Raw genomic sequence first — 6,452 nt, forward strand, 5'->3', positions numbered from 1 at the left:
CTCCCAGGCCGTCGTGGACGACGGCTGCAGCCTCATCTCATCGCGCCGCGGCGGCGGCCACTGACCGAGTACTGGGCGCTTCGTCGGGCCTGGCGGAGCGCCCAGAACTCTCCCGAACGGAAAAAATCTTAGGTGCCCGGCACTTAGCCTCATGAATTATCCCGTTCGGGAAATTTTCTTGACTTCCTTCACGGCAGGATAGGGAAATATCCCGAACGGGACATTTTTCCCTGATCACCCCTCACAGATGGGCCAAACGGTGCGCCACGCGCGCAAGCCATGGGCCTGCGTCAGGATGAGTTCGCAGCGGCCGCCGGGGTTGGCCTACGCTTCGTCGTCGAACTCGAGCGGGGCAAGCCGACGGTTCAGCTTGGTAGCACCCTGGCCGTGCTCGCAGCGGCCGGCGTCGATCTCCAGCTTGTGGGACGATCCTCGGCGCACGACGCCCCGCCATGATCTGGACGCTCTCGGTCTGGTGCCGTTGTTGGTGCTGGTCCTCAAACCCAAAGGAGTTTCCCGTGAGAGCACAACTGTTGGCCCTGGCCACAATCCTGACCCTCGCCACAGCCGAAACGGCGATGGCTCAGCCCGTGGCAAAGCCGATGGCCGACATGCCAGGCATGCCGGCCTCCGCCACGAAAACCGGCAAGGGAACCGGGGTGATCACCGAGATCGACGCGAAAGACGGAACACTCACCATTAAGCATGAACCCATCGCTTCGCTCGGATGGCCAGCCATGACGATGGGCTTCAAGGCGACACCGCCTTCCCTCCTGAATGGGCTCAAGGTCGGTCAGGAGATCAGCTTTGACGCCAAGCAGGGAACCGGGCTCCCCGAAGTCACCGCGATCCGAAAGCAATGAGTGGGGCCCGGCAGCCCCATCGTAGGGCCTGCGGGCGCGAGGCCGGCGCCGGTGGCAGAATTAGAGTGATGCGCCGAGCGAAGGTCCATAGATTGCCTATCACGCACAGGCGAAGGGGTGGGAAGTGTACAAGCGTGTCCTGTTGGCTAGCGACGGTTCGCGAGAGAGTTTGGTCGCTCTGCGAGAAGGCGCACTCATCGCCCGGTCCTTCGGAGCAAAGGTGTTCCTACTCATCATCGAGCAGCAGTCGCCAGCTTTGCGCACCGCGGACGGCATCTATCCTCTGCCGCAGAGCGATGCCGCGCCCCAGCTGCTTGAAATGGGGCTTCAGCGCCTCCAGCGGCTTGGGGTGTCGGCGTTGGGAGAAGTCGTCACTGGAGAGCCGGCTCTTAGCATTGGGGCGTTTGCAAAGCGTTTCGCAGCTGACCTTGTCGTTGTAGGCCATCGCCGGCAGAGCTTGATCGAGCGGTGGTGGTCGGGTGCCTCAGGCGCTTATATCGTCGATTATGTGGGCTGCAGCGTCCTTCTTGCCCGCGACGTCATCACCGATGAGGAGTTCGAGGCCCAGATCACGCCGTGATACGCGCAGCGGTGGTTCAGCTTCTGTAGTCCAATACCAGGTCGGCTGAGACACGTCCTTGACATCGACTACCAAAACATCGGCGCCAGCCGGCGCCGTACGCGGCTCCGATAGCGGCCATAGCCCTCGAGGTTGGCCGCCAGGAATTCCTCCTCGCGCTTCAGCCGCCACACGATGACCGGGACCAGCAATGCGGCCGGAATCAGCCCCCACCACGAGCCCAGCGCTGGGGGTATTCCGGCGATCATGATGAGCGCGCCAGCGTACATGGGATGGCGAACGACGGCGTAGGGACCACTGTCGATCACGTGCTGGCCCTCAGCGAGCTCGATGGTCCCGGCGGCGAAAGAGTTCTCGCGAAAGGTGAGGAAGACAATCAGGAAGCCGATGGCGATCATCCCGTCGCCGATGAGTGACACTGCGAGGGGCAAGTGCGACCAGCCGAAGCGTCTGTCGAGCCCCGGCAAGGCGAAAGTCCCCAGGAAGATAAGCCCCGCCAGCCCCTGGACGATATTCTGCGCTGGATCGGGCTCCGAGCCCGGCCCCGCCTTCACTCGCCGTTCCAGAAGTGCCTTGTCGCGAAACCAGAGCCATACGGTGATGACCCCGGCGCATCCGAAGAACAGCGCCAGCATCACCCACGCGCGCCCGTCGTGCAGGGTCCCGGCCAAGCCGAAGAATACGCTGGCGATGACCACGAACAGGAAAGTGAATCCGGCGAAGGCGCGCGCCAGCAGCATGCTCCCAGAATTGCGCTTTGGACCGAGAAGTCCAGGGTCCGGAACGAGGCGGCCTAGCCTGTGCTGGCGCCGGCGGCCCGGTGGGTCGCTCGGATGTGATCGATAAAGGCCCGCAGCTTCGGCAGGACCTGATGTCTCCCGGGGTGGTAGAGGAAGACGCCCGGAGACGTAGCCGCGATCTCGTCGAGCACCGACGCCAGCCGGCCCTCCGCGATCGCCGCGCCGGCGAGCGGGCGCGGGGCCTGGACAAGGCCCAGTCCGCGCTCGGCGGCGCCCACGAGGGTCGGATAGTCGTGGGCGATCATCGGACCCGAAATGATCGCCTCGATGGTGCTGTTTCCGTCGACGAAGACCCAGGGAGCGATGGCGCCGCTCGAACGCCGCAGGCGCAGGCACGCGTGATGGCGCAGGTCCTCGGGCCGTTCTGGGCGGCCGTGCTCTTCGAAATAAGCCGGGCTTCCAAGGACGGCGAGGGGCACCGGCGGGGTCAGCCGCACCGCGACCATGTCGGGAGCGATGAACTCACCCAGGCGGACGCCGGCGTCGAAGCCGCCGGCCGCCAGGTCGAGCATCTCGTCGCTGGCGACGATCTCCAGCTGGATGTTGGGATAGGCCTTGCAGAACGAGGCGAACACCGGCTCGAGGATCAGCGGGACGACCGCCCGTGGCACGGTCAGGCGCAGCAAGCCGGTCGGGCTCCCGCCGAGGTCACCTGCGGCCTCGGCGGCGGCGGCCAGTTCCTCGAACGCGGGACCCGCACGGTCGAAGAACCGCTGGCCCGCCTCGGTAAGGCCGACGCTGCGCGTCGTGCGGATGAATAGGGCCGCACCGATCCGGGTCTCCAGCCCGCGCACAGCCTGGCTCACAGCCGAAGGCGTGACGCCGAGGTCCGCGGCGGCGCGTCGAAAACTCCGCCGTCGCGCAGTGGCGAGGAAGGCCTCGACGCCCTCCAGCGCTCCGCGTCTGACTGTGTAGTTCTGCTTCACAGCCTGTAGCGATTACATCGGATAGGCCGCCGACGTAACCCGGTTTAGACCGGGGGCAGACCCATCCGCGGGCCGGCTTATTGACACCCGCTTTGGCAACCCGCGCCTCGGAATCGACAGGGAGTTTTCGTATGGTCTCGCTCAAGAAGACGCTGCGGCGGGCAGCCGCCGCGCTCAGCGCGACGCTGGTCCTGGGCGCAGGCTCCGCCTTGGCGCAACCGGCGGGACCGCCCAGCGCGCCGACCACGCGGATCCTGGCCATCGGCCGCGTCACACCCAAGTTCACGCCGGCGGCCCTGCGCACCGTCCTGCCCCAGGAGGTGCGTGAGACCGTCAAGCTCTACCTGCAGGGCCGGATCAGCGAGTGGTATGCGCGCAACGATCGCCCCGGTGTGGTCTTCATCCTGAACACAGCCGACCCGAAGGAAGCCCAGCAGCTGCTGGCGACGCTGCCGCTAGACCGCGAGGGGCTAATGGAGTTCGACCTGATCCCGATCGGCCCCCTCGCGCCGCTCGGTCTGCTCCTGAACGGATCACCCGGCGCGCCGGGCTGAGGCCGTCTCCGGAGCGGCCTTCGAGCCCCACAGATCTCAAACCCTCGAGGTGCTCCCATGCCCCCCGCCGCGATCTTTAACCTCCAGCTGGCCATGGGCTACGTCCCGTGGCTGCTTTGCTTCAGCGCCTACGGCTGGCCCCGGCTGCGCGCCATGGCCCCGCTCGACGCCCAACGCGCGATCGCGGCGCTGCACGCCTTCCGCTTCTTCGGCCTGGTGTTCATCCTGCCGGGCGTGGTTGGCCCATCGCTGCCGCCGACCTTCGCGGTCTGGGCGGCCTGGGGAGACTTCGCGGCCGGCCTATTGGCCATCGCGGCGATGATGGCCGTGCGGGTGCGGCCGTTGTTCTGGGCGCTGGTGGTGGCCTTCAACGTCACGGGCCTGCTCGACATCCTCATCGACTACTACAACGGCGTGAGGCTTGGCCTGCCGGCCCTCTCCGGGCAGCTCGCCGCTACCTATGTGATCCCCATCATCTACGTGCCGATCCTGACGGTCACGCACGTGGCGGCCTTCATGCTGTTGGCGCGGGCCGCGCCGAAAGCCGCCGCCTCCGTCGCGCGAGCCTAGGCTCGCCGCCGTCTCCGAGCGAGGCTTCCCAGACCTAAGGGAAACCTCGCTATCTCTCCTCGCATGAACGCCGCCGGCCAGTCTGCTCAGATCCGTCGCTTCCAGAGCGGCGATGTCCAGATCACCGCTGACGTGGCGGGCCCGCCCGACGGCGCGCCGGTGATCCTGCTACACGGTGGCGGGCAGACCCGCGGCGCCTGGGGCAGGGCCCTGGCCGAGGGCGCTCAGCGCGGCTTCCGGATGATCAGCGCCGACCTGCGCGGCCACGGTGAGAGCGGCTGGTCGCCCGCCATCGACTACAGCATGGCCGCCCACGCGGCCGACATCCGCGCCGTCGCCGGCGCGTTATCCGCGCCGCCATTCCTGGTCGGCGCCTCGCTGGGCGGCATGGCCAGCCTGAGCTACGCCGCCATGGGCCACCCACTGGCAGGCCTGGTGATGGTTGACATCGCACCCACGGTGAATCGCGTCGGCACGGAGAAGATCCTAGCCTTCATGCACGGCGCGCCCGATGGGTTCGCCAGCGTCGAGGAGGCCGCCGACGCCGTGGCCGCCTACCTGCCGCACCGCCCACGGCCCAAGGACACGTCTGGCCTGATGCGGAATCTGCGCCTGCGCGACGGCCGTTACTACTGGCACTGGGACCCGCGCATGTTTCAGGAGGGTCGCGCGCTGCGCGACGGCGACGGGCTGCGCGAGGCCGCCCGCAGCCTGAAGGTTCCGACACTGCTCGTCCGTGGCCGCCTCTCCGATGTTCTCTCCCAGGAGGGGGTCGACGACTTCCTCCAGCTCGTCCCGCACGCAGAGTTCGCCGATATCGCCGGCGCTGATCACATGGTCGCGGGCGACCGCAACGACGCTTTCAACGAAGCCGTCTTCGCCTTCCTCGAACGCCATCGTTGAGCGCTGGCTACCCGGGCTCTGCGCCATCGGCTCTCTGCCGAGCCCGGCTGGCTCCATCACAGCGCCAATGTGCGACCGCCGGCGCTGGATACGTTCAAATCAACGAGAGTTCGGATGCCAGCGACTCGTCCGCGACTGCGGTATTGCCAAAACGTCCACTTGGGCGGGGGCTTCGACAAGATCGAGCGTCGCCACATTGGTCGCTTGGGGAGGTAAGCGCGATAGGTCGCGAAGAACTGTGGCGTCACGTAGAGAACGGCGTGCCTTTGCTCGCGCGCTTCGACCACCGACAGGAAGGCGTCCAGTTCCCGACGCATCTCCGGGCCGCTGAGCCGGGCGGGGCAGCTACGTCCGACTTCGAGATCAACCGCGGGCGGAAGCGCACTCGTCGGGTGCGGGGCCACGGCCAGGAAATTGTGCGCCTGATCCCGGCCCGACCGGCAGAAGATGAAATAGTGATAGGCTCCGACCCTGATGCGGGCCCGTTGGGCTCCTCGCCAGTTACGTGCAAATCGGGCGTCACGGCCCTCAACGCCTTCCGTCGCTTTGACATACGCGAAGGCCACATCGTCGCGGGCCACCACGGGCCAATCGATGGTCCCCTGGTAGTGAGATACATCGATCCCCCTCACTGGATAGCGGTGGCGATCGGGCTCTCCATGGGCGTCTCGGCACATGGCCGCCGAGGCTGCGATCGATGCGATTGCGCTCCCCAACAGGATCGCTGAAGCGAGGGCGCGCGCGACCCTATGAACATTCTCGCGAAAGTCGAGAACGTCGCAAAGGCAGCCTGGACGCATCGAGAACATCAGAGCCAGGAGGCTGCCACCGATAACGGCGGCGTCTATCAGGTCGAACCCAGAACGACGCCCGCCACGCGCTGGGGGAGACGTGGGCGACTGCCGACCCCGGCGCCGGCAACGAAGTCATCCAGAAGATCGCGCCCGGGCGGACTAAGGTGAGCCGTCCGCGGGCGGGTGAGGACGAAGGTCGCGGCTTCAACCCGTCCGCCCATCGGGCGCGCCCCCTTCCAGATATCGAGTCTGGACTGGTAGGGTGCATCTCCTGACGCCTACGCTTCTGGCGCGACCGCTCCAATCTGGCGGCGCATCGACAACCCATTGGAAGGCCGAGATGATCAAGACACGTATCACTGACATGTTCGGCGTCGAGACGCCCCTCGTCATGGGCGGCATGACTGGTGTCGGGGTCGCCGAACTGGTGGGCCCGGTCGCAGAGGCGGGCGCTCTCGGGTT

Annotated in this window: 9 protein-coding genes; 6 read left to right on the forward strand and 3 right to left on the reverse strand. The window is 66.7% G+C overall.

Features of this window, described 5'->3' with window-relative positions; all coding sequences use genetic code 11:
* The first annotated feature begins 279 nt into the window (after positions 1–279).
* From VGI62_RS06395 to VGI62_RS06405, 3 genes are all read left to right on the forward strand, one after another.
* Positions 280–456: a hypothetical protein gene (locus VGI62_RS06395; RefSeq protein ID WP_331503570.1), complete on the forward strand. Its 177-nt coding sequence runs from the start codon at positions 280–282 to the stop codon at positions 454–456.
* 62 nt (positions 457–518) lie between these two features.
* The gene (locus tag VGI62_RS06400) at positions 519–863 is read left to right on the forward strand and encodes a copper-binding protein (RefSeq protein WP_331503571.1); all 345 of its coding nucleotides are present in this window, start codon (positions 519–521) and stop codon (positions 861–863) included.
* A 124-nt stretch (positions 864–987) separates the two neighbouring features.
* Positions 988–1,443 carry a universal stress protein gene (locus VGI62_RS06405; protein ID WP_331503572.1) on the forward strand — a complete coding sequence of 152 codons (456 nt, stop codon included), beginning with the start codon at positions 988–990 and terminating at the stop codon, positions 1,441–1,443.
* A 68-nt stretch (positions 1,444–1,511) separates the two neighbouring features.
* Here VGI62_RS06405 and VGI62_RS06410 read toward each other — a convergent pair whose 3' ends face one another.
* Both VGI62_RS06410 and VGI62_RS06415 read right to left on the reverse strand, forming a co-directional pair.
* Entirely contained in the window at positions 1,512–2,183 is a 672-nt protein-coding gene (locus VGI62_RS06410; protein ID WP_331503573.1) for an isoprenylcysteine carboxylmethyltransferase family protein, read from the reverse strand.
* 53 nt (positions 2,184–2,236) lie between these two features.
* On the reverse strand, positions 2,237–3,169 hold the full coding sequence (locus VGI62_RS06415; protein WP_331503574.1) for a LysR family transcriptional regulator: 933 nt from the start codon (positions 3,167–3,169) through the stop codon (positions 2,237–2,239).
* Positions 3,170–3,300: 131 nt separating this feature from the next.
* Between VGI62_RS06415 and VGI62_RS06420 the strand changes: the two genes are divergently transcribed.
* The 3 genes from VGI62_RS06420 to VGI62_RS06430 all read left to right on the forward strand — a co-directional run bounded on the left by VGI62_RS06420 (position 3,301) and on the right by VGI62_RS06430 (position 5,196).
* Positions 3,301–3,723, forward strand: coding sequence for a hypothetical protein (locus VGI62_RS06420; RefSeq protein WP_331503575.1), 423 nt, complete (start codon positions 3,301–3,303; stop codon positions 3,721–3,723).
* A gap of 57 nt (positions 3,724–3,780) precedes the next feature.
* Positions 3,781–4,293 (forward strand): hypothetical protein, encoded by a 513-nt coding sequence (locus VGI62_RS06425; protein WP_331503576.1) that lies wholly within the window; start codon positions 3,781–3,783, stop codon positions 4,291–4,293.
* Between the two features lie 63 nt (positions 4,294–4,356).
* Positions 4,357–5,196, forward strand: coding sequence for an alpha/beta hydrolase (locus VGI62_RS06430; protein ID WP_331503577.1), 840 nt, complete (start codon positions 4,357–4,359; stop codon positions 5,194–5,196).
* Between the two features lie 56 nt (positions 5,197–5,252).
* Here the strand turns inward: VGI62_RS06430 and VGI62_RS06435 are convergent, their stop codons facing one another.
* Positions 5,253–5,912: a GH25 family lysozyme gene (locus tag VGI62_RS06435; protein ID WP_331503578.1), complete on the reverse strand. Its 660-nt coding sequence runs from the start codon at positions 5,910–5,912 to the stop codon at positions 5,253–5,255.
* Between the last annotated feature and the right edge of the window lie 540 nt (positions 5,913–6,452).

This window comes from Phenylobacterium sp., assembly GCF_036495085.1.
GTDB lineage: Bacteria > Pseudomonadota > Alphaproteobacteria > Caulobacterales > Caulobacteraceae > Phenylobacterium.